Origin of the sequence: Streptomyces sp. NPDC056835 (assembly GCF_042789485.1) — a bacterium.
In the GTDB taxonomy this organism is placed as follows: Bacteria; Actinomycetota; Actinomycetes; order Streptomycetales; family Streptomycetaceae; genus Streptomyces.
In genome coordinates, this window is sequence record NZ_JBHUBB010000003.1 from 346,224 (window position 1) to 371,304 (window position 25,081).

3 protein-coding genes are annotated in these 25,081 nt (G+C 72.8%); all 3 read left to right on the forward strand.

The features are described from left to right. The first annotated feature begins 125 nt into the window (after positions 1-125). The gene (locus ACFRMN_RS05735) at positions 126-617 is read left to right on the forward strand and encodes an acyl carrier protein (protein ID WP_383013783.1); all 492 of its coding nucleotides are present in this window, start codon (positions 126-128) and stop codon (positions 615-617) included. Between the two features lie 44 nt (positions 618-661). Next, the gene (locus ACFRMN_RS05740; protein WP_383013723.1) at positions 662-10,261 is read left to right on the forward strand and encodes a type I polyketide synthase; all 9,600 of its coding nucleotides are present in this window, start codon (positions 662-664) and stop codon (positions 10,259-10,261) included. 89 nt (positions 10,262-10,350) lie between these two features. Beyond that, positions 10,351-25,081, forward strand: a 14,731-nt coding sequence (locus tag ACFRMN_RS05745) for an SDR family NAD(P)-dependent oxidoreductase (RefSeq protein ID WP_383013726.1), incomplete at its 3' end; no start/stop codon positions are given.

Consider the following 25,081-nt stretch of genomic DNA (forward strand, 5'->3'; position numbering starts at 1 on the left):
CCCCGGCGGCGCCCGGGCGCGGAGCCCGTACGCAGTCCGCCGGCGCCCGCACCACCCGGCCGCCTGCGGCCAAGCCGGGCGTACGGGACGGAGACGTCCCCACCCTGGTCAAGCAGTTGGCGGAGATGCCCGAGGCCAAGCGGGCGCGGTATCTGCTCGATCTCGTACGGACCGAGGCCGCCGCGGTGCTCGGCCATGGCGGCGCGGACGCCATCGGCGCCCAGCACGCCTTCAAGGAAATGGGCTTCGACTCGCTCGCGGGCGTCGAACTCCGCGACCGGCTCGGCGTACTCACCGGCCGGACACTGCCCAGCACGCTCGTCTTCAACTTCCCGACGCCCGTACGGATCGCCGACCATCTCGCGGCGATCCTCACCGCACCCGCCGCCCCGACGACGGGATCGGCGGACGACGAACTCGCCCGGTTCGAGTCCGTCATCCAGTCGGTGTCGCCGGACGGTTTTGAACGCCAGGTGATCGCCGACCGCCTGGAGAAAATCATCTCCACCCTTCGACAATCCACGCCCTCCGCACCGCGCACTTCCGGCGAGGACATCGAGACGGTGTCGGTCGACAGACTGCTCGACATCATCGATGAAGAGTTCGAAACCACATAGAGAATTGTTGCTTTCGTTCGCGACCCGATGATGAGGACGGACCGGTGCCAGAAGATCAGCAGGACAAAGTCGTCGACTACTTGAGGCGGGTCACTTCCGACCTCCGCCGCGCGCGGCAGCGCATCGGCGAACTGGAGCTCAAGAACAATGAGCCCATCGCCATCGTCGGAATGAGCTGCCGGCTGCCCGGCGGCGTACGTTCCCCGGAAGCCCTGTGGGAACTCGTCGAGTCCGGAGGCGACGCCATATCGGGATTCCCCGCCGACCGAGGCTGGAATCTCGACCGGCTCACCGGGACCGGTGAAGGGAACAGCGCCACCCACGAAGGCGGCTTTCTCTACGAGGCGGCCGAATTCGACGCGGGCTTCTTCGGTATTTCCCCGCGCGAGGCCATCGCCATGGACCCCCAGCAGCGGCTGCTGCTTGAGGTGACCTGGGAGGCCCTGGAGCGGTCCGGGATCGCCCCGACCGCGCTGCGCGGCAGCCAGGCCGGGGTGTTCGTGGGCGCCTACCACTGGGGAGCGCCCTCGGCCGCCGCGGCCGGTGAACTCCAGGGACACGCGCTGACCGGCACGGCGGCCAGTGTGCTGTCGGGACGTCTCGCCTACACCCTGGGGCTCGAAGGGCCCGCCATCACGGTCGACACCGCCTGCTCGTCGTCGCTGGTCGCCCTGCATGTGGCGGCGCAGTCGCTGCGCAACGGCGAGTCCTCGCTCGCCGTCATCGGCGGCGTCACCGTACTCACCGAGCCCTCCGTCTTCGTGGAGTTCAGCAAGCAGGGCGGACTGGCCCCGGACGGACGGTGCAAGGCCTTCTCCGACGACGCGGACGGTACGGGCTGGGGCGAGGGCGTCGGCGTACTCGTCGCGGAACGCCTCTCGGACGCCCGGCGCAACGGGCACCAGGTCCTCGCGGTGCTGCGCGGCTCCGCGGTCAACCAGGACGGCGCCTCCAACGGGCTCACCGCCCCCAACGGCCCCTCCCAGGAGCGAGTGGTCCGTCAGGTCCTGGCGACGGCCGGGCTGTCCCCGTCCGATGTGGACGCGGTGGAGGCGCACGGTACGGGCACGAGGCTCGGTGACCCGATCGAGGCGCAGGCGCTGCTGGCGACCTATGGCCAGGACCGCGACCCGGAGCGTCCGCTGTGGCTCGGCTCGCTCAAGTCGAACATCGGGCACACCCAGGCCGCCGCCGGAGTCGCGGGCGTCATCAAGATGGTGATGGCGCTGCGCAACGGCGTGCTGCCCAGAACACTGCACGCGGGGACCCCCTCCTCGCATGTCGACTGGTCCTCGGGCGCGGTACGCCTGCTGACCGAGGCCGTCGAGTGGCCGGAGACGGGACGGCCGCGCCGGTGCGCGGTGTCGTCGTTCGGCATCAGCGGCACCAACGCCCACGCCCTGCTGGAGCAGGCCCCGGCGGAGGCGGAAGCGGAAGACGGAGACGACGCTCCTCCCGCCTTCGCGGGCCCCGCCGTGCCCTGGATCGTGTCCGGCCGCGGTGAGGCGGCGGTACGCGACCAGGCGAGCGCGCTCGTGGCCCGGCTGGAGACCGACCCGTCGACGCGGCCCGCCGATGTCGCCCACTCCCTCCTCTCGTCGCGCTCGGTCTTCGAGAACCGCGCGGTCGTGGTCGGCGCGGACCGCGCCGAACTCATCGCCGGAGCACGGGCGCTGGGCACCGGCCAGCCCTGGACGGATCTCGTCTCCGGCATGGCCGATGTCCAGGGGAAGACGGTCTTCGTCTTCCCCGGACAGGGCTCGCAGTGGGTCGGCATGGGCGCCCAACTGCTCGATGAGTCACCGCGCTTCGCCGCACGGATCGGTGAGTGCGCCGCCGCTCTGGGCGAGTTCGTGGACTGGTCGCTGGAGGACGTGCTGCGCGGGGCACCGGACGCCCCGTCGCTGGAGCGGGTCGATGTCGTGCAGCCCGCGTCCTTCGCCGTGATGGTCTCCCTCGCCGCCCTCTGGCGATCCCACGGCGTGCGGCCCGCGGCGGTCGTGGGCCACTCACAGGGCGAGATCGCTGCGGCCGTGGTCGCCGGCGCGCTCTCGCTGGAGGACGGCGCCCGGGTGGTCGCGCTGCGCAGCCAGGCGATCGGCCGGACGCTGGCCGGCCACGGCGGGATGATGTCCGTCCCGCTGCCGGTCGACGAGGTGGAGCGCCTGCTGGAGACCTGGTCGGGCCGGGTGTCGGTGGCCGCCGTCAACGGGCCGCGCTCGGTCGTCGTCTCGGGTGAGCCCGGCGCGCTGGACGAGCTGTCGGAGCGGCTTACGGCCGAGGACGTACGGGTCCGCCGGGTCGCGGTGGACTACGCCTCGCACTCCGCGCAGGTCGAGGACCTGCGTGCCGAACTCCTCGACGTCCTGGCGCCGGTCACCCCGCGCGCCTGCGACGTCCCCTTCTTCTCCACGGTGACCGGCGACTGGCTGGACACCGAGCAGATGGACGCGGGCTACTGGTTCCGCAATCTGCGCCAGAGAGTGCGGTTCGCCGAAGCGGTCGGCGATCTGCTGGCCGACGAACACCGTGCCTTCATCGAGGTCAGCTCGCACCCCGTACTGACCATGTCGGTACAGGACATGACCGAGGCATACGGCGAACCGGCCGTCGCCACCGGCACGCTGCGGCGCGACCGGGGCGGGCTCGGGCGCTTCCTGCTCTCCGCCGCCGAGGTCTTCGTACGCGGAGTCGAGGTCGACTGGGCCGGACTCTTCGCCGGTACGGATGTCCGCCGGGCCGATCTGCCCACCTACGCCTTCCAGCACGAGCGTTTCTGGAACATCCCCGCCGTGCTCGACCGGGTCGACGCCATCGACCCGCTGGACGCGGAGTTCTGGGCGGCCGTGGAGCGGGAAGACCTCTCCGCGCTCACCACGGCGCTGCGTACGGACGAGAATTCCGTGGCCGCCGTACTGCCGGCGCTCTCCTCCTGGCGCAGGTCCCGCAACGACCGCTCCACCGTCGACTCCTGGCGCTACCGGGTGACCTGGTCGCCGGTGAGCACGGTCCCGCAGCGGTCGCTGACCGGCGGCTGGCTCGTCGTGTCCGCCGTGGGCACCGACGACAGCGAGACCGTCGCACTGCTGGAGGGCGCGGGCGCCGAGGTGACCCGGCTGGAACTGGACGAGCCGTATACGGACCGCGCCGCTCTCACCGAACGGCTGGCCGGAATCGGCGAGTTCACCGGCATCGTCTCGACGCTCGCCGCCGCCGAGGAGCGCGGCGAGCGCCATCCGGGCCTCACCCTCGGACTCGCCCTGACCGTCTCGCTGGTCCAGGCCCTGGGCGACGCCGGAATCGAGGCCCCGCTCTGGTTCCTCACCCGGGGCGCGGTCTCCACCGGCCGTACCGACGCGCTCACCCACCCCGTGCAGGCCCAGGTCGCCGGTGTCGGCTGGACCGCCGCCCTGGAACACCCCCGGCGGTGGGGCGGCGTCATCGATCTGCCACCGACACTGGACCAGCGCACAGCCGGGCGCGTGGTCTCCGCCCTCGCGGGCGCGCTGGGCGAGGAGGACCAGCTCGCCGTCCGCCCCTCCGGCGTCTTCACCCGCCGTATCGTCCGCGCCGGAGCCGGCGGACAGGGCCCCTCCCGTACCTGGACACCGCGCGGTACGACACTGGTCACCGGCGGCTCGGGCACCCTCGCCCCCGATCTCGCCCGCTGGCTCGCCGGCCGGGGCGCCGAGCATGTGGTGCTCGCCAGCCGCCGGGGCATCGAGGCCCCGGGCGCGGCCGAACTGGTCGCGGAACTGGCCGCGTCGGGCACCGAGGCCGCCGCTGTCGCCTGCGATGTGACCGACCGTGACGCCGTCGCGGCGCTCCTCGCGGACCTCAAGGCCGAGGGCCGTACCGTACGCACGGTCATCCACACCGCCGCCGTCATCGAGCTCTACACCCTGGCCGAGACCACGATGGAGTCCTTCTCCGACGTCGTGCACGCCAAGGTCACCGGCGCCCGGATCCTGGACGAACTCCTCGACGACGAGGAGCTCGACGACTTCATCCTCTACTCGTCCACCGCCGGCATGTGGGGGAGCGGCCACCACGCCGCCTATGTCGCCGGCAACGCCTATCTCTCCGCGCTCGCCGTCAGCCGCCGCGCCCGTGGTCTGCGTACCACCTCGGTGCACTGGGGCAAGTGGCCCGACGACATCGAGCGCGAGCTGGCCGACCCGCACCACATCCGCCGCAGCGGCCTCGAATACCTCGATCCTCAGCTGGCGCTGAACGGTCTCGGCACGGTCCTGGACGACGACGAGACCGTCATCGGGCTCACGGACATCGACTGGGACACGTACTACCCGGTCTTCACGGCCGGTCGCCCCACCCGCCTCTTCGACGAGGTGCCCGAGGTCGCCCGTCAGCTCACCCGCACCGCCGAACAGAGCGGCGGACGGCCGGAGATGAGCGACCTCACGGCGCGGCTGCACGATCTGCCCGGCCCCGAGCAGGAACGACTGCTGCTCACCCTGGTCCGTACGGAAGCCGCCGCCGTCCTGGGCCACGCCTCCGCCGAGTCCTTCCCCGAGCGGCGCGCCTTCCGGGACATCGGCTTCGACTCGGTCACCGCCGTGGATCTGCGCAACCGTATCGTCGCGGCCACCGGGCTGACCCTGCCCTCGACCATGGTCTTCGACTACCCGAACGCCGTCGCGCTGGCGGGCTTCCTGAAGTCCGCCGCGCTGGGCGGCGCCGAGGGGCCGGCCGCGGCGGCGCCCACCGCGCCCGCCGGAGCCGACACGGACGACGACCCGATCGCCATCATCGGCATGAGCTGCCGCTACCCCGGCGGGGCGGGCTCGCCGGAGGAGCTGATCCGGCTCGCGCTGGACGGCGCGGACGTGATCTCCGAGTTTCCCGCCGACCGGGGCTGGGACGCGCGGGGGCTCTACGACCCCGACCCCGACCGGCAGGGCAGGACCTACTCCACCCGGGGCGGCTTCCTGCACGAGGCCGCGGAGTTCGACCCCGGCTTCTTCGGCATCTCACCGCGTGAGGCCGTGTCGATGGACCCCCAGCAGCGCCTGCTGCTGGAGACCTCCTGGGAAGCCTTCGAGCGCGCCGGGATCGATCTTGACTCACTGCGGGGCAGCGCCGCCGGCACCTTCATCGGCGCCAGCTACCAGGACTACTCGACCAGCGTCCAGAACGGCACCGAGGGTTCTGAAGTACACATGGTCACCGGCACGGCGGCCAGCGTGCTGTCGGGCCGGATGTCCTACCTGTACGGCTTCGAGGGCCCGGCCGTCACCGTCGACACCGCCTGCTCGTCCTCGCTGGTCGCGATCCATCTGGCCTGCCAGTCGCTGCGCAGCGGCGAGAGCTCCCTCGCGCTGGCCGGCGGCGCGGCCGTGATGGCCACCCCGCACGCCTTCGTGGGCTTCAGCAGGCAGCGGGCGCTCGCGCTCGACGGCCGCTGCAAACCGTTCTCCGAGGCCGCCGACGGGATGACCCTGGCGGAGGGTGTCGGTGTCGTCCTGCTGGAGCGGCTGTCGGACGCCCGGCGCAACGGCCACCGCGTCCTCGCGGTCGTACGCGGCTCGGCGATCAACCAGGACGGCGCCTCCAACGGGCTCACCGCCCCCAACGGCCCCTCCCAGCAGCGTGTCATCCGCCAGGCGCTCGCCAACGCCGGACTGACCGGCGCCGAGGTCGACGCGGTGGAGGCGCACGGTACGGGGACGAGGCTCGGTGACCCGATCGAGGCGCAGGCGCTGCTGGCGACCTACGGTCAGGACCGCGACCCGGAGCGTCCGCTGTGGCTCGGCTCGCTCAAGTCGAACATCGGGCACACCCAGGCCGCCGCCGGAGTCGCGGGCGTCATCAAGATGGTGATGGCCATGCGCGAAGGCGTCCTCCCCGGGACGCTGCACGCCGACGTCCCCTCGTCGCACGTCGACTGGTCCTCCGGCGCGGTGGAGCTGCTGACCGGCCAGACCGCGTGGCCGGACGCCGACCGGCCGCGGCGCGCGGGTGTGTCGTCCTTCGGGATCAGCGGCACCAACGCGCATCTGGTCCTGGAACAGGCGCCCCCGGCCGAGGCCGTGGCGGACATCGAGGCTTCGGTGGCCGATGCCGCGGTGTCCGATGCCTCGGTGGCCGAGGACGAGCGTGTCGTGCCCTGGCTGGTCTCGGCCAAGTCCGGGCAGGCACTGCGCGACCAGGCGGCCCGGCTGCTCGCCCTCGCCGACGCCGACCCCGGCCTCTCGCCCACCCGGGTGGGCTGGTCACTGGCGACCACCCGCTCCGCCTTCACCCACCGCGCGGTGCTGCTCGGCCGTACCCGCAGCGACTTCCTGCACTCGCTCGAAGCGCTGGCCACCGCCCGGAGCGCGGCGGGCGTCGTCCACGGCACCGTCGGCGAGGGCTCGACAGGGCCCGTGTTCGTCTTCCCCGGCCAGGGCTCCCAGTGGTGGGGCATGGGCCGTGACCTGCTCGCGCACTCCGAGGTGTTCCGGGAGGCCGTGGACGCCTGCGCCGCCGCGCTCGCCCCGTACATCGACTGGTCACTGCACGACGTCCTGGGCGGCGAGGGAGACCCCGCGCTGCTCGAACGCGTGGATGTCGTCCAGCCCGCGCTGTTCTCGATGATGGTCGCCCTCACCGCGCTGTGGCGCTCGTACGGAGTCGAGCCGTCAGCGGTGGTCGGCCACTCGCAGGGCGAGATCGCCGCCGCCCATGTGGCGGGCGCGCTCACCCTGGAGGACGCCGCCGCCGTAGTGGCCCTGCGCAGCCAGGCGCTGCCCCGGCTCTCCGGCCTCGGCGGCATGATGTCGGTGGCCGCGCCGGTCGAGCGGGTGACCGCGCTGCTGGAACCGTGGGGCGAACAGCTCTCGGTCGCGGCCGTCAACGGCCCCTCCTCGGTCGTCGTCTCCGGCGACGCCGGGGCGCTGGACGAACTGCTCGCCGCCTGCGAGGAGCAGGGCGTGCGCGCCCGCAAGGTGTCCGTGGACTACGCCTCGCACGGCGCGCACGTCGAGGCCGTACGCGACGAACTCTCCCGCGTGCTCGCACCCGTCCGTCCGGAGGCCCCGCGGGTGCCGTTCTACTCGACGGTGACCGGCGCCCGGCTGACGGACGCCGCGTTCGACGGCGCGTACTGGTACACGAACCTGCGCAGGACCGTACGCATGGAGGAGGCGACCCGGGCGCTGCTGGCCGACGGACACCGCGTCTTCATCGAGATGAGCCCGCACCCGGTGCTGGCCGCCCCCATCCAGGAGACCCAGGAGTCCCTGGCCGAGGCCGACGCCGACTCCGCGGTGGTGCTCGGCACCCTGCGCCGGGACGAGGGCGACCTCAGGCGCTTCCTGGCCTCCCTCGCCGAGGCGCACACGCACGGCACGGCGGTGGACTGGCGCGCGGCGTTCCCCGCCGGCGGGGCCGTCCCGGTCGAGCTGCCCACGTACGCCTTCCAGCGCCGCCGGTACTGGCCGGAGCCCAGGCCCGCGGCCGGTACCGGCATCGGTGGCGGCGGTGGCACGGACGCGGACGCGGCGTTCTGGAATCTCGTCGAGAGCGAGGACCTGGAGTCCCTGGCCGACGAACTCGGCGTCGGTGCCAACGGCGCGCGCTCCTCGCTCGGCGACGTACTGCCCACGCTGACCGCGTGGCGGGCCAAGTCGCGTGAGCGCTCCGCCGTCAACGCCTGGCGCTACCGCGTCCACTGGACCCGGCTGAACGAGCCGGGCACCACCGCCCCCACCGCCACCGGCCGCTGGCTCGCGGTGGTCCCGGCCGACCGCGCCGACGACGACTGGATCTCCGCCACGCTGGCCGCGCTCGGCCCGGACACGGTCCGGTTCGAGGCGGAGGAAGGCCCCGGGAGCGGCGCCGGCCGCGCGGCCTGGGCCAAGCGGATCGCGGAACTGACCGCAGACGGTACGGAGTTCACCGGCGTACTGTCCCTGCTCGCGCCCGTCGAGGAGCGCCACCCGGACCACACCTCCGTACCCGCCGGACTGGCCCTGACGCTCACCCTCGTCCAGGCACTGGGCGACGCGGGGCTCCGCGCCCCGCTGTGGTGCGCCACCCGGGGCGCCGTGTCGGTGGGCCGGGACGACCGGCTCACCCGGCCCGTACAGGGTGCCCTGTGGGGTCTCGGCCGCGTGGTCGCGCTGGAGCACCCGGACCGCTGGGGAGGTCTCGTCGACCTCCCCGGGACGCCGGACGCACGCGCCACGGCCCGGCTGACGGCCGTCCTGGCGGGCCTGGACGGCGAGGACCAGATCGCGATCCGTCCGTCCGGCGTCTACGCCCGCCGCATGACCCACGCGGCGCCCACCGCCGACCACCCCGAGCGCCGCTGGCGGGGCCGGGGTACGGCACTGATCACCGGCGGCACCGGCGGCATCGGCGGCCGGGTCGCCCGCTGGATGATCGAACGCGGCGCCGGACATGTGGTGCTGACCAGCCGTCGCGGTGAGGACGCGCCCGGCGCGGCGGCGCTCCGCGCCGAACTGGAGGACCTGGGCGCCCGCGTCACCATCGCCGCCTGCGACGCCGCCGACCGCGACGCGCTGGCCGGCGTACTGGCCGCGATCCCCGGCGAGTTCCCGCTCGCCTCCGTGTTCCACGCGGCGGGCGTGGCGGACGGCGACGCCACCGTGGAGTCGCTGACGCTGACACAGCTGGACGCGCTGATGCGGTCCAAGCTGACCGCCGCCCTGCATCTGCACGAACTGACCCGCGACCTCGACCTGGACGCCTTCGTCCTGTTCTCGTCGGGCGCCGCGACCTGGGGCAGCGGCGGCCAGCCCGGCTACGCGGCGGCCAACGCGTTCCTCGACGCCCTCGCCGAGCACCGCAGGGCCGAGGGCCTGACCGCCGCGTCCGTCGCCTGGGGCACCTGGGCCGAGGTCGGTATGGCCACCGTCAACGAGGTCCACGAGCGACTGCGGCGCCAGGGCGTCATGCCCATGGAACCGCCGCTGGCCATCGCCGCGCTCCAGCGGATGCTGGAGGACGACGACACGGCGCTCACCGTGACGCTGATGGACTGGGAGCGGTTCACGCCCAGCTTCACCGCGACCCGGCCCAGCCCGCTGCTCTCCGGGATCCCGGAGGCATGCGGGGCGCTGGCGGCCGAGGACCAGCCGTCCACGGGCGAGGGCGGACCCGCCGTCCCGCCGCTCAGGCAGCGGCTCGACACCCTGCCCACGGCCGAACGCGACCGCGCGCTGCTCGAAGCGGTACGCGCGGAGGCGTCCGCGACGCTCGGCCACGACGCGGCCGACGCCATCCCCGCCGGCCGCGCCTTCCGGGATGTCGGCTTCGACTCCGTGACCGCGGTCGAACTGCGCAACCGGCTGCGGACGGCCCTGGGCCTGCCGCTGCCGGCGGCCCTGGTCTTCGACCACCCGACCCCGGCCGCCCTCGCCCAGCACATCGGCTCGCTGCTCTTCGGAACCGCCCCGGCGCGGACCGACGGGAACCGCGCCGACGATCCCGACGCGGAGATCCGCGACGCCCTCGCCTCCGTTCCCATCAGCCGACTCCGTAAAGCGGGACTTCTGGACATGGTGCTCAAACTCGCCACCGCCGACGCCGCCGAGGCGACCGCCCCGGCCGCCGACGGCGAGGACTCACTCGACGACATGGACGCCGAAAGCCTGCTGCGGCTCGCCACCGAGATGTAGTCCCCTCCCGACGACGTCCGCCCCCTGGCGCCGGGCGGACGTCACCGGTCGTGCGGCACCTGAGAACTGAAAGAGATCTGGAGAGTCCGATGAGCACGTCCACCAACAAGTACGTCGAGGCGCTGCGGTCCTCCCTGAAGGAGATCGAGCGGCTCCGTCAGCAGAACCAGCAACTGGTGGCTGCTGCCGAGGAGCCCATCGCCGTCGTCGGGATCGGCTGCCGCTACCCCGGCGGCGTGACCTCCCCCGAGGACCTGTGGGAGCTGGTCACCGAGGGCCGCGACGTCATGGCGGGCTTCCCCGCCGACCGCGGCTGGGACCTGGAGCGCCTGGCCGGGGACGGCCCCGGCCGCAGCCTCGCCCAAGAGGGCGGGTTCCTCTACGACATGGCGGATTTCGACCCCGGGTTCTTCGGGATCTCCCCGCGTGAGGCCGTCGCCATGGACCCTCAGCAGCGGCTGCTGCTGGAAGTCGCCTGGGAGGCCCTGGAGCGCGCCGGCATCGACCCGGACACGCTGCGCGGCAGCCGGGCCGGCGTGTTCGTCGGCACCGCCGGGCAGGACTACGCCACGGTCATCAAGGCGTCCGACGAGGACGCCGAGCTGTACTCGACCACCGGGCACGCCGCGAGCGTCATCTCGGGCCGGCTCTCCTACACGCTCGGTGCCGAGGGCCCCGCCGTCACCGTCGACACCGCCTGCTCCTCCTCACTGGTCGCCCTGCACTGGGCGGCACAGTCCCTGCGCAACGGCGAGTGCTCCATGGCCCTGGCGGGCGGCGCCTCCGTGATGGCGACGCCCGGCCCCTTCGTCTCCTTCACCGCCCAGAGCGGCATGGCCGCCGACGGCCGCTGCAAGTCGTTCTCCCAGGACGCGGACGGCACCGGCTGGGGCGAGGGCGCCGCCGTCCTCGTACTGGAACGCCTCTCCGACGCCCAGCGGGCCGGCCATCCGGTGCTCGCCGTCCTGCGCGGCAGCGCGATCAACCAGGACGGCGCGTCCAACGGCCTGTCCGCGCCGCACGGCCCCTCGCAGCGGCGTGTCATCCGCGCCGCCCTGGAGAACGCCCGGCTGTCGCCCGCCGAGGTGGACATCGTCGAGGCGCACGGTACGGGGACGACACTCGGCGACCCGATCGAGGCGCAGGCCCTGCTGGCCACCTACGGCCAGGACCGCGAACGGCCGCTGCGGCTGGGGTCGGTCAAGTCGAACATCGGGCACACCCAGGCGGCCTCGGGCGCCGCCGGTGTCATCAAGATGATCATGGCGATGCGGCACGGACTGATGCCGCGCAGCCTGCACGTGGGCGAGCCCTCCCACGACGTGGACTGGACCACCGGCTCCATCGAACTGCTCGACCGGCCCGTCACCTGGCCCGAGACGGGCCGCGCCCGGCGCGCCGCCGTCTCCTCCTTCGGTGTCAGCGGCACCAACGCGCATGTGATCCTCGAACAGGCCCCGCCGGCCACCGAGAGCGCCCCCGCCGAGGACTCCGCCCCGCCCGGTGTCATCCCCTGGGCCCTCTCCGGGCGGTCCGCCGCCGCCCTGGCCGACCAGCGTGCCCGGCTGCTCTCCTTCATCGAGCGCGACCCCGGGACCCGGCCGGCCGATATCGGCCGCTCCCTCGCCACCGGGCGCTCGGTGTTCGAGTACCGGTCCGTGCTGCTCGCCGACACCACCGGCGCCGCCGAACCCCCCACCGTGCTCGCCGACGGCGTCGCCGACGAGGGCCCGCTCGCCGTACTCTTCTCCGGCCAGGGCTCCCAGCGCCTCGGCATGGGACGCGAACTCCACGCCAGATTCCCGGTGTTCGCCGAAGCCTTCGACGCCGCCGCCGACGCGCTCGACACCCATCTCGACCGTCCGCTGCGCGACATCGTCTGGGGGACCGACCCCGACCCGCTCAACGAGACCCGCTGGACACAGCCCGCGCTCTTCGCCGTCGAGGTCGCGCTCTACCGGCTCGTGGCCTCGCTCGGCGTCACCCCCGACTTCGTCGGCGGCCACTCCATCGGTGAGATCGCGGCCGCCCATGTGGCGGGCGTGTTCTCACTGGAGGACGCCTGCCGTCTCGTCGCCGCCCGCGCCTCACTGATGGCGGCCCTGCCCGCGGGCGGCGTCATGGTCGCCGTACGGGCCACCGAGGACGAGGTCGCCCCGCTGCTCAGCGGGCTCACCGAACGGATGTCGATCGCCGCCGTCAACGGACCCACGTCCGTCGTGATCGCCGGTGACGAGAGCGCCGTACAGGACATCGCCGCGCACTTCGAGGAGCGAGGCCGCAAGACCAGCCGGCTGCGCGTCTCGCACGCGTTCCACTCGCCGCTCATGGAACCGATGCTGACGGAGTTCCGCGCCGTCGCGGAGAGCCTGACATACGAGGAACCCACGATCCCCGTCGTGTCGAACGTGACCGGGCGGATCGCCGACGTCGCGGAGCTGTGCTCCGCCGCCTACTGGGTACGGCATGTGCGCGAAGCCGTACGGTTCGCCGACGGCATCCGCACCCTCACCGGACGCGGCGTCACCACCCTGCTGGAGCTGGGCCCCGACGGCGTCCTCTCCGCCATGGCCCAGGACTCGCTGCCGGAGCGGGCGGCGATGGTGCCGCTGCTGCGCAAGGACCGCCCGGAGGAACTGGCGGCGGTCACCGCCCTCGCGCGGGTCCACGTCCGCGGCGCCACCGTACGCTGGTCCGTCCTCTACGACGGCACCGGCGCCCGCCGCGTCGACCTGCCCACCTACCCGTTCCAGCGTCGGCGCTACTGGCCGACCGTCAGCCTCGACACGGCCGGTGACATGCGCGCCGCCGGACTCGGCTCCGCAGGACACCCGCTGCTCGGCGCGGCCGTCGAACTGGCCGACGGCGAGGGCGCGTTGTTCACCAGCCGGCTGTCCACGCGGTCCCACCCCTGGCTCGCCGACCACGGCGTGCGCGGTCGCGCCCTGCTGCCGGGCACCGCCTTCGTCGAACTGGCCATCCGCGCCGGTGACGAGGTCGACTGCGGCCGGGTCGAGGAACTGGCCCTCGCCGCACCGCTCGCACTGCCCGAGCGCGGCGCCGTACAGCTCCAGGTGCGCGTCGGCGCCGCCGACGCCGCGGGACGCCGCCCGCTGGGCATCTACTCGCGCGTCGAGGACGGCTTCGACCTCCCCTGGTCGCAGCACGCCACCGGTGTCGTCGCCCCCGGCACGGACACCCCCGACCCCGGCTTCGACGCCACCGTATGGCCGCCCGCCGGCGCCGAACCCGTCGACCTCGACGGCTGCTACGAACGACTCGCCGGACTCGGCTTCGACTACGGCCCCGTCTTCCAGGGCCTGCGCGCCGCCTGGCGGCTCGGTGACGAGGTGTACGCCGACGTCACCCTCCCGGAGGACGCGGGCACCGACGCGAGCGCCTTCGGCCTCCACCCGGCGCTGCTCGACGCCGCCCAGCACGCGGCGGCCTTCACCGACCTCGGCGCCATCAGCCGGGGCGGCCTGCCGTTCTCCTGGGAAGGCGTGTCACTGATCGCCTCCGGCGCCACGGCGGTACGCGCCCGGCTGTCCCCGGCGGGCGACGACACCGTCTCCATCGCGGTGTACGACACGACCGGCGGTCCCGTCCTCGCCGTGGACTCCCTCGTCTCCCGCACGGTCCCCACCGAAAACCTCGACAACACCGGCGCGGTGCACCGGGACTCGCTGTTCCGCGTGGAGTGGACCGCGGTGAAGGGCCCGGCCCCGGCCGGACCCGACGCGGTGGCGGTGATCGGCGCCGACCCTCTCGGCATGGCGGCGGCCCTGCGTACGGCGGGCGCCCCGGTGACGGTCCACCCGGACCTGACCGCGCTCGCGGCGTCCGACGGCCCGGTTCCCGGCATGGTCCTGATCGCCGCCAACAGCGCACCCGACGGCGCGGACGTGCACGAGGGTGTCGTGGCGGCGACCCACGCTCTGGGCGCCCGTGTCCTCGGGGACGTACAGCGGTGGCTGGAGGAGGACCGGTTCGCCGACGCGCGTCTGGTGTTCGTCACCCACGGCGCACTGACGGGCGACGACCTCGCCGCCGCCTCGGTCCACGGCCTCGTACGGACGGCCAGGACAGAGAACCCGGGACGCTTCGGCCTCCTGGACCTGGGACTGCCGAACCAGGCGGGACATTCGCACCACGCCCCCGACCCCGGCACGGCCTCACTCCCCCCGGAGGCCGTGCCGGACATCCTCCTCTCCGCCCTCGCGGTCGCCGCCGACGAGCCCGACCTCGCGGTGCGCGGCGGAGAACTGCTCGCCGCCCGCCTGACCCGCGTCCCCGTCCCCGAGGAGCGGGCCGTCTGGGACAGCGAGGGAACCGTCCTCATCACCGGTGGCACGGGCGGACTCGGCGGTGTCCTCGCCCGGCATCTGGTCGCCGAGCGCGGCGTACGGCACCTGCTGCTCGTCAGCCGCCGCGGCCTCGCCGCCGACGGCGCCCAGACGCTCAAGGACGAACTCACCGCACAGGGCGCCCAGGTGACCGTCGCCCCCTGCGACGTCACCGACCGGACCGCCCTCGCGGAACTGCTGGCCACCGTCCCCGCCGCACACCCGCTCACCGCCGTCGTCCACACCGCCGGCGTCGTCGACGACGGAGTGATCGGCTCACTGACCCCGGCACGGCTCGACAGCGTGCTGCGCCCCAAGGTCGACGCCGCCTGGAACCTCCACGAACTGACCCGGGGACTCGACCTCGCCGCGTTCGTGCTCTTCTCCTCCGTCGCCGCCACCCTCGGCAGCCCCGGCCAGGCCAACTACGCGGCCGCAAACGCCTTCCTGGACGCGCTCGCCACCCACCGGCGCGACAGTGGACTGCCCGGCCTCGCCCTCGCCTGGGGCCCCTGGACCCAGAGCGTCGGCATGACCAGGACACTCACCGACATCGACGTGGAGCGCATCGCGCGCTCCGGTATGCCGCCGCTCTCCGTCGACCAGGGCGTGGCGCTCTTCGACGCCGCCCTCGCCACCGACGCGCCGGCCGTCGCGCCCGTACGCCTCGACCTGCCCGTCCTCCGCACCCAGGGCGAGATCCCGCCCCTGCTGCGCGGCCTCATCCGCACCTCCGGCAGGCGCGCCGCCGCACAGGTCTCGGAGACGGCGGGCGGCCTCGCCCAGCGGCTCACCGGACTCAACGCCGCCGAACGCCGCGAGGTCCTTCTCGACCTCGTACGCGGCCAGGTCGCCCAGGTACTCGGCCACGCCGACGCCGCGGAGGTCGAGGCGTCCCGCCAGTTCCAGGACCTCGGCTTCGACTCGCTGACGGCGGTCGAGCTGCGCAACGGCCTCAACACCGTGACCGGCCTGCGGCTCCCCGCGACCATGGTCTTCGACTACCCGACCCCGAGCGCCCTCGCCGACCACATGCGCGACGAACTGCTCGGCACCGAGGCCGAAGCACCGGCCGCGCCGGTACCCGCGCCTCCGCCGGTCTCCGACGACCCCATCGTGATCGTCGGCATGGCCTGCCGCTACCCCGGCGGGGTGAACTCGCCGGAAGATCTCTGGCGGCTCGTCACGGAGGGCGGCGACGCCATCTCCGGCTTCCCCACCAACCGTGGCTGGGACCTCGACGGGCTCTACGACCCGGACCCGGACCACCCCGGCAGGACCCATGTCCGCGAGGGCGGATTCCTGCACACGGCGGGCGAGTTCGACCCGGACTTCTTCGGGATGTCGCCGCGCGAGGCGATGGCCACCGACTCCCAGCAGCGGCTGCTGCTCGAACTCTCCTGGGAAGCCATCGAACGGGCCGGAATCGACCCCGTCTCGCTGCGCGACAGCCGGACCGGTGTGTTCGCCGGTGTCATGTACAACGACTACGGACCGCTGCTCACGGGCGAGGAGTACGAAGCCTTCCGCGGCAACGGCAGCGCGCCGAGCGTGGCCTCCGGCCGTGTCTCCTACACGCTGGGCCTCGAAGGCCCGGCGGTGACCGTGGACACCGCGTGCTCCTCCTCCCTGGTCGGCATGCATCTCGCCGCGCAGGCGCTGCGGAGCGGTGAATGCTCGCTGGCGCTGGCGGGCGGTGTCACCGTCATGTCCACCCCGAGCACCTTCGTCGAGTTCTCCCGGGCGCGCGGACTGGCCCCCGACGGCCGGTCCAAGGCGTTCTCCGAGTCGGCCGACGGTGTCGCCTGGTCGGAGGGTGTCGGCATGCTGGTGCTTGAGCGGCTGTCGGACGCGCGGCGCAATGGCCATCAGGTGCTGGCGGTGTTGCGCGGCAGCGCGATCAACCAGGACGGCGCGTCGAATGGTCTGACCGCCCCGAACGGTCCTTCGCAGCAGCGGGTGATCCGTCAGGCGCTGGCCAGCGGCGGGCTGTCGCTGGACGATGTGGACGCCGTGGAGGCGCATGGTACGGGTACGACGCTGGGTGACCCGATCGAGGCGCAGGCGCTGCTGGCGACGTACGGGCGTGACCGCGATCCGGAGCGTCCGCTGCTCCTCGGATCGGTGAAGTCCAACATCGGTCACACGCAGGCCGCCGCCGGTGTGGCGGGTGTCATCAAGATGGTGCTGGCGATGCGGCACGGAACGCTGCCGCGGACGCTGCATGTGACCGAGCCGTCGTCGCACGTCGACTGGTCGGCGGGCGCGGTGGAGCTGCTGACGGAGCCGGTCGAGTGGCCGGAGTCCGGTCGCGCGCGTCGGGCGGGTGTCTCGTCGTTCGGGATCAGTGGGACGAACGCCCACGTCATCCTGGAGCAGCCGCCCACCGTCATCCAGGGAAAGGCCCTCTCCGGGTCCGAAGTCCCGGCCGTGGAGCCGGGCGTGGAGCCGGGCGTGGAGCCGGGCATGGAGCCGGGCGTGGTGCCGTGGGTGCTCTCCGGCAGGACGCCCCAGGCGCTGGCGGATCAGGCACGACGGCTGCTGTCCCTCGTCGGGTCGGGTCCGGGAGCGCGTCCGGTGGACGTCGGCTTCTCGCTGGCGACGGGCCGTTCGGTGTTCGACCACCGCGCGGTGGTCCTGGCGGGTGACCCCGCCGACACGGAGCGCGCGCTGACGGCGCTGGCGGCCGGTGAACCCGACGCGGCGGCCGTGTCGGGTGCGGTGGCGACCGGTAAGCGTGCCTTCCTCTTCTCGGGGCAGGGCAGTCAGCGGTTGGGGATGGGCCGTGAGTTGTACGGCCGGTTCCCGGTGTTCGCGGAGGCGCTGGACACCGTACTGCCGCTGCTGGATGCCGAGTTGGGGTGTTCGCTGCGTGAGGTGTTGTGGGGTGAGGACGCCGAGTTGCTGAATGACACGGGGTTCACTCAGCCGGCGTTGTTCGCGGTGGAGGTGGCGCTGTTCCGGTTGGTGGAGTCGTGGGGTGTGGTTCCGGACTTCGTGGCGGGTCATTCGATCGGTGAGGTGGCGGCGGCGCATGTGGCGGGGGTGTTCTCGCTGGAGGACGCGGCCCGGCTGGTGGTGGCGCGGGCTCGGTTGATGGGTGGGCTGCCGGCCGGTGGTGCGATGGTCGCCGTCCAGGCCGCCGAGGGTGAGGTGCTGCCGCTGTTGTCGGGTGAGGTGTCGATCGCGGCTGTCAATGGTCCGTCGTCGGTGGTGATTTCGGGCGCGGAGGACAGCGTGCTGGAGGCCGCGGCCCAGCTGGGGGCGCTGGGGCGCAGGACGAGCAGGTTGCGGGTCTCGCACGCGTTCCACTCGCCGCTGATGGACCCGATGCTGGACGAGTTCCGCGCGGTGGCCGAGGGCCTGACGTTCGAAGCGCCGCGTATTCCGGTGGTGTCGAATCTGACCGGTGGACTGGCGTCGGCGGAGGAGCTGTGCTCGGCCGACTACTGGGTACGCCATGTCCGCGAGGCCGTCCGCTTCGCCGACGGCGTACACACCCTCGGCGAGCAGGGCGTGAGCACCTTCCTGGAGCTCGGTCCCGACGGGGTGCTGTCGGCCATGGCTCAGGAGTCCGTACCGGACGGCGCCGTGACCGTACCGCTGCTCCGCAAGAACCGGGCCGGAGAACCCGCGGCGCTCACCGCTCTCGCACAGCTGTACGTACGGGGCGTTCCAGTGGACTGGGCGGCCGTGTTCGCCGGAACCGGCGCGTCGCGGGTCGATGTGCCCACGTACCCCTTCCAGCATCAGTGGATCTGGCCGGCCGGCTCACAGGCCGGTGCCGCCGGTGATGTGCGTGCCGCCGGACTCGGTTCCGCCGAGCACCCGTTGCTGGGCGCGACGGTCGAACTCGCCGAGGGCGAGGGCGCGTTGTTCACCGGACGGCTGTCCGTCCAGTCGCACCCCTGGCTCGCCGATCACATGGTGATGGGCCGGATCCTGCTGCCCGGCACCGCCCTGCTTGAGCTGGCGTTCCGCGCCGGTGACGAGGTCGGCTGCGACCGCGTCGAGGAGCTGACGCTCGCGGCGCCACTGGTGCTGCCGGAGGGCGGCGCGGTCCAGGTACAGGTGCGCGTCGGGGTCGGGGACGACGCGGACCGGCGCCCGATCACGGTGCATTCCCGGCTCGACGGCGCCGACGAGCGGTCGTGGACACAGCACGCCATGGGTGTGCTGACCACCGGACGCCGGACACCGGCCGACGGTTTCGACGCGACGGTGTGGCCGCCGGAGGGCGCCGAGGCGCTGGAAGCGGAGGGCTGCTACGAGCGGTTCGCCGAGCTGGGATTCGTGTACGGGCCGGTGTTCCAGGGCCTGCGCGCGGCCTGGCGGCGCGATGGTGAGATCTTCGCCGAAGTGAGCCTTCCGGAGAGCGCGGAGAGCGACGCGGCCGCGTTCGGACTGCACCCCGCGCTGCTCGACTCCGCGCTGCACGCCTCGCTCCTCGCGGGCGACGGCGAGGAGGGCAACGGAGGACTGCCGTTCTCGTGGGAGGGCGCGTCGCTCCACGCCACGGGCGCCTCCGTGATAAGGGTCCGCATCGCCCCGACGGCCGGCCGGGGTGCGGTGTCGATCGCGGTCGCCGACCTGTCCGGAGAGCCGGTCGCCTCGGTCGATTCGCTGCTCGTACGGGCCGTGTCGAGCGGGGAGCTGAGCGAAGACGCCGCGCTGGCCAGGGACGCGCTGTTCGGCCTCGACTGGGTTCCGGTGCCGGTGGCGTCCGGTACGGATGTGCCCGAGGCGGTCGCCCTGGTGGGGCCCGACGCGTTCGGGCTCGCCGACGGACTGGCGGCCGCCGGGGCGCGCGTCGAGACGTACGCCGATCTGGCCTCGTTGGCGGCGGGCGAGTCCCCGGTGCCGGACGTGGTGCTGGTCGCCGTGTCCGGGGACCGGGGCGGGGTGGCGGAGTCCGCTCACGCGCTGACCACCGACGTACTGGCGCTCGGGCAGGGATGGCTGGCCGAGGAGCGGTTCGCCGGCTCGCGGCTGGTGTTCGTCACCAGGGGCGCGATGGCGGCCGGTGACGAGGAAGCCACCGAAGTCGCGGCGGCCTCGGTGTGGGGACTGGTGCGCTCCGCGCAGACGGAGAACCCCGGCTGCTTCGGCCTGGTGGACCTCGGCGTCACGGACGACGGCGCCGCGCCCCTCGCGAGGTCCCTCACCACGGACGAGCCCCAGGTGGTGATCCGCGACGGCGCGATCCTGGCGGGCCGGCTCGCGCGACTGGAGTCGGGTACGGGTCTGGTGCCGCCGGCCGGGGTGCCCTGGCGGCTCGACAGCGAGACGCAGGGCAGCCTGGACGGGCTGACCCTGGCCCCGTTCCCCGAGGTCCTCGATCCGCTGACCGGCAGCGAGGTCCGTATCGACGTACGGGCCGCCGGTGTCAACTTCCGCGATGTCCTCAAGGCCCTCGACATGTACCCCGGCGACGCCGGACGCATGGGGCGCGAGGCCGCGGGCGTGGTGACCGAAGTGGGTCCCGACGTGATCGGGCTGCGGCCCGGCGACCCGGTGACCGGCCTGGTGTCCGGCGGCTTCGGCTCGCTGGTGGTCGGCGACGCACGGCTGCTCACCCGGCTGCCCGACGGCTGGTCGTGGGAGACGGCGGCCTCGATGCCGCTCGTCTTCCTGACCGCGTACTACGCGCTGGTGGAGCTGGGTGGGCTGCGGCGCGGCGAGAAGGTGCTGATCCATGCCGGTGCGGGTGGTGTGGGTATGGCGGCGATCCAGGTGGCGAACCATCTGGGCGCCGAAGTCTTCGCGACGGCGAGCGAGGGCAAGTGGGATGTCCTGCGCTCGCTCGGTGTGGCTGACGATCACATCGCCTCGTCCCGTACGACGGACTTCGAGGCGGCGTTCGCGCGGGTGAGTGAGGGGGGCGTCGATGTCGTACTGAACTCGCTGGCCGGTGAGTTCGTGGACGCGTCACTGCGCCTGGTCGGTCCCGGCGGCCGGTTCCTGGAGATGGGCAAGACCGACATCCGGGAGGCCGCCGAGGTGCCGGAGGGCGTGGACTACCAGGCCTTCGACCTCGGTTGGGTGGATCCGGACGGTATCCAGCGGATGCTGGTCGCCGTCATGGACCTGTTCGAGCAGGGTGCGCTGGAGCCGCTGCCGGTGCGGTCGTGGGACGTACGGCGGGCGCGCGACGCGTTCCGCTTCATGAGCATGGCCAGGCATATCGGCAAGATCGTGCTGACCATGCCCCGGGTCTGGAACCCCGAGGGTACGGTCCTGATCACCGGCGGTACGGGCGGTCTGGGCGGTGTGCTGGCCCGCCACCTGGTGGCCGAGCGAGGCGTACGGCACCTGGTGCTCACCAGCAGGCGCGGGCTCTCCGCCGAGGGAGCCACGGAGCTTGTCGCCGAACTGACGGCACAGGGCGCCGCGGTGTCCGTCGAGGCGTGTGATGTGGCGGACCGCGACGCCCTGGCAGGGCTCCTGGGCGCGATCCCGGACGAGCGTCCGCTGACGGCGGTCGTCCACACGGCTGGCGTGCTGGACGACGGCATCATCGGCTCGCTCACCCCCGAGCGACTGGCCCGGGTGCTGCGTCCGAAGGTCGACGCGGCGTGGAATCTGCATGAGCTGACCCGCGATCTCGATCTGGCCGCGTTCGTGGTCTTCTCCTCGGTCTCCGGTGTGATCGGCGGCGCGGGGCAGGGCAACTACGCGGCGGGCAACGCCTTCCTGGACGCGCTCGCCGCCCACCGTCAGGCGGCGGGCCTGCCGGGAGTCTCGCTCGCATGGGGTGCCTGGAACCAGGGCGCGGGCATGACGAGCGGCCTCGGCGAGGCCGATCTCCGTCGGGCCGCCGAGGCAGGCATGCCCCTGCTCTCCGTCGACCAGGGCGTGTCGCTGTTCGACGCCGCGCTCGCCACCGGCCAGGCGGCGGTGGCACCCGTACGGCTGGACCTGTCGGTGCTGCGCGCGCAGGGCGCCGTCCCGCCGCTGCTGCGGGGGCTGGTCCGTACGACAGCCCGGCGTACGGCGGTCGCGGGACCCGGAGCGGGCACGGACGGCCGCCTCGCCGACCGTCTCGGCGGGCTGGAGCGCGCCGAACGGCACGAGACGCTGGTCACGCTCGTACGCGGCCAGGCGGCGCTGGTGCTCGGCCACGCGAGCGGCGACGGGGTCGACCCGGCGCGGGCCTTCCGTGACCTGGGCTTCGACTCGCTGACGGCGGTGGAGCTGCGCAACCGGCTCAACACGGCGACCGGGCTGCGGCTGCCCGCCACGATGGTCTTCGACTACCCGACGGTCGAGGCACTGGCCGAGCATCTGCTCGACGAACTGGTCGGCCCGGATACGGACATGGACCCGGGCGCGGCGGCGCCGGAACTCGCCCGGGCCGTGCTGGACGACGATCCGGTCGTGATCGTCGGCATGAGCTGCCGCTTCCCCGGCGGCATCGGGTCGCCGGAGGATCTGTGGCGGGTGGTCACCGAGGGCGCCGATGTCGTCTCCGACTTCCCGGTGAACCGAGGCTGGGACGTCGACGCGCTCTACAACCCCGACCCCGAGCACATGGGCACCTCGTACACGCGACAGGGTGGATTCCTGCATGACGCGGGCGAGTTCGACCCCGCGTTCTTCGGCATGTCGCCGCGTGAGGCGATGGCGACGGACTCACAGCAGCGGCTGCTGCTGGAGACATCGTGGGAAGCCATCGAGCGGGCCGGCATCGACCCGGTCTCACTGCGCGACAGCCAGACCGGTGTGTTCGCCGGTGTGATGTACGGCGGCTACAACACCACCCTGAGCGGTAAGGAGTTCGAAGGCTTCCAGGGCCAGGGCAGCGCGCTGAGCGTGGCCTCGGGCCGGGTCTCGTACACCTTCGGCTTCGAGGGCCCCGCCGTCACTGTGGACACGGCGTGCTCGTCGTCGCTGGTGGCGATGCATCTGGCCGCGCAGGCGCTGCGGAGCGGTGAGTGCTCGCTGGCGCTGGCCGGCGGTGTGACCGTGATGTCGATCCCCGACACCTTCGTGGAATTCTCCCGGCAGCGGGGCCTGGCCCCCGACGGCAGGTCCAAACCGTTCTCCGAGTCGGCCGACGGCGTCGGCTGGTCCGAGGGCATCGGCATGCTTCTCCTGGAGCGGCAGTCCGACGCACGGCGCAATGGCCACGAGATCCTTGCCGTGGTTCGTGGCTCTGCCGTCAACCAGGACGGCGCGTCGAACGGGCTGACGGCGCCGAACGGTCCTTCGCAGCAGCGGGTGATCCGGCAGGCGCTGGCCGTCGGCGGACTGTCGCCCGCCGATGTGGACGCGGTGGAGGCACACGGTACGGGTACGACGCTGGGTGACCCGATCGAGGCACAGGCCCTGATCGCGACGTACGGCCGTGATCGTGACCCGGAGCGTCCGCTGCTCCTCGGCTCGGTGAAGTCGAACCTGGGACACACCCAGGCCGCCGCGGGCGCCGCCGGTGTGATCAAGATGATCATGGCGATGCGCCATGGAGTGCTGCCGCGGACGCTGAATGTGACCGAGCCGTCGTCGCACGTCGACTGGTCGGCGGGGGCGGTGGAGCTGCTGACGGAGTCCGCGCGGTGGCCCGAGACCGATCGGGCGCGGAGGGCGGGTGTCTCGTCGTTCGGGATCAGCGGGACGAACGCCCACGTCATCCTGGAGCAGCCGGTGACGGTGCTCCAGGGAACGGTGGTGACCGGGCCCGAGGTACCCGATGCCTCCGAGGTATCCGAGGCTCCGGCGGTGGAGCCGGGTGTGGTGCCGTGGGTGCTCTCGGGCAAGACGCCGGAGGCGCTGCGCGGCCAGGCGGGGCGACTGCTCTCCTACATCCAGGCACGGCCCGAGCTGCGGCCGGTGGACATCGGGTTCTCGCTGGCCACGGGCCGGTCGAAGTTCGACCACCGAGCGGTGGTGTCGGCCGGCGAGCGCGCGGAGACGGTGCGCGCGCTGGCGGGCCTGGCGGTCGGCGAGCCGGACGCCTCGGCGGTGTCGGGTGCGGTGGCGACCGGTAAGCGTGCCTTCCTTTTCTCGGGGCAGGGTTCGCAGCGACTGGGGATGGGCCGTGAGTTGTATGGCCGGTTCCCGGTGTTCGCGGAGGCGCTGGATTCCGTACTCGCCTTGCTGGAGGGCGAGTTGGGGTGTTCGCTGCGTGGGGTGATGTGGGGTGAGGACGCCGAGCTGCTGAATGACACGGGCTTTACTCAGCCGGCGTTGTTCGCGGTGGAGGTGGCGCTGTTCCGGTTGGTCGAATCGTGGGGTGTGGTTCCGGACTTTGTGGCGGGCCACTCGATCGGTGAGATCGCTGCGGCTCATGTGGCAGGGGTGTTCTCGCTGGAGGACGCCTGCTCGTTGGTGGTGGCGCGGGCTCGGCTGATGCGGGCGCTGCCGGCCGGTGGTGCGATGGTCGCGGTGCGGGCGACGGAGGACGAGGTGCTGCCGCTGCTGTTCGAGCGGCAGGACCAGGTGTCGATCGCCGCCGTCAACGGCCCCTCGTCGGTGGTGATCTCCGGCCAGGAGGACGTGGTCCTGGAGGTCGCGGCACGTCTGGAGGAGCAGGGCCGGAAGGCCACCTGGCTGCGGGTGTCGCACGCGTTCCATTCGCCTCTTATGCAGCCGATGCTGGATGAGTTCCGCGCGGTGGTGGAGGGGTTGTCGTTCGCGGCGCCGCGTATTCCGGTCGTATCGAATCTGACGGGTGGTCTGGCGTCGGCCGAGGAGTTGTCGTCGGCCGCGTACTGGGTGCGGCATGTCCGGGAGGCCGTGCGCTTCGCGGACGGGGTACGGACGCTCGGCGAGCAGGGCGTGAGCACCTTCCTGGAGCTGGGTCCGGACGGAGTGCTCTCCGCGATGGCGCGGGAGTCGGTACCGGACGACGCCCTCACGGTGCCGGTCCTCCGTAAGAACCGCGCCGAGGAGCTGTCGGCTGTCACCGCGATGAGCCAGTTGCATGTGCGGGGTGTCGTCGTGGACTGGGCCGGGTTCTTCGCCGGTACCGGGGCGTCGCGGGTGGATGTGCCGACGTATGCCTTCGAGCACCAGTCCTTCTGGCCCCGGAGTCTGCGGGGTGGTGCTGATGACGCGGCGGCGATCGGGCTTGTGGCGGCCGGGCATCCGTTGCTCAACGGTGTGGTGGAGCTGGCCGAGGGCGAGGGCGTGCTGTTCACCGGCCGGCTGTCGGTGCGCTCGCACGCCTGGCTGGCTGATCACGCGGTGATGGGCCGGATTCTGGTGCCGGGCACGGCGCTGCTTGAGCTGGCGATCCGGGCGGGTGACGAGGTCGGCTGCGATCGCGTGGAGGAGTTGACGCTTGCCGCGCCGCTGGTGCTCCCGGAGCGGGGCGCCGTACAGACGCAGGTGCGGGTGGGGGTGGCGGATGAGTCGGGGCGGCGTACGGTCGCGGTTCACTCGCGTGTTGAGGGTGAGGTGGAGTTGCCGTGGACGCAGCACGCGACGGGTGTGCTGGCGGTAGGTGCTGGGTCGGGGGCCGCTGTTGATTTCG